Source organism: Cyclobacterium qasimii M12-11B, from assembly GCF_000427295.1.
GTDB classification, from domain to species: domain Bacteria; phylum Bacteroidota; class Bacteroidia; order Cytophagales; family Cyclobacteriaceae; genus Cyclobacterium; species Cyclobacterium qasimii.
The window spans coordinates 1-538 of sequence record NZ_ATNM01000002.1; the positions used below are offsets into that span (position 1 = coordinate 1).

The window sequence follows — 538 nt, forward strand, 5'->3', positions numbered from 1 at the left end:
CAGTTTGAGGGTTTCGCGGTCGAGCACACTTCCGGTGGGGTTGTGTGGGCTGTTGAGGACGATGAGTCGGGTGTGTTTGTTGAATGCGGCGCGGATGTCGTCGTGGTTGGGTCGAAAGTCTGGTGCCCGCAGCGGCACCGTTATGTGGGTTGCGCGGGCGAGGTTGATCATGGCGCCGTAGGCGTCGTAGAAGGGTTCGAGGGTGATGACTTCGTCACCGGTGTCGGTGAGTGCGAGGATTGTGGCGGCGAGAGCTTCGGTTGCGCCTGCGGTGGCGAGGACTTGGGTGTCGGGGTCGATGTCGATCCCGTAGAACCGTTTTTGGTGTTCGGCGATGGCGTTGCGCAGCACGGGCAGGCCGTTGCCGGGCGGGTATTGGTTGATGCCGTCGCTGATGGCTTTGCGGGCGGCATCCAAAACTTCGATGGGGCCGTCTTCATCGGGAAACCCTTGACCCAGATTGATGGCACCGGTGCTCGCGGCGAGGGCCGACATTTCGGCAAATATTGTTTGGCTCAGTTGCCCATCGGCACCCAGC

Annotated in this window: 1 protein-coding gene; it reads right to left on the reverse strand. The window is 61.7% G+C overall.

Annotated elements, in window-relative coordinates; all coding sequences use genetic code 11:
- On the reverse strand, nt 1-538 hold a 538-nt coding region (locus ADICYQ_RS31005), incomplete at both ends, for an aminotransferase class I/II-fold pyridoxal phosphate-dependent enzyme (protein WP_152520438.1).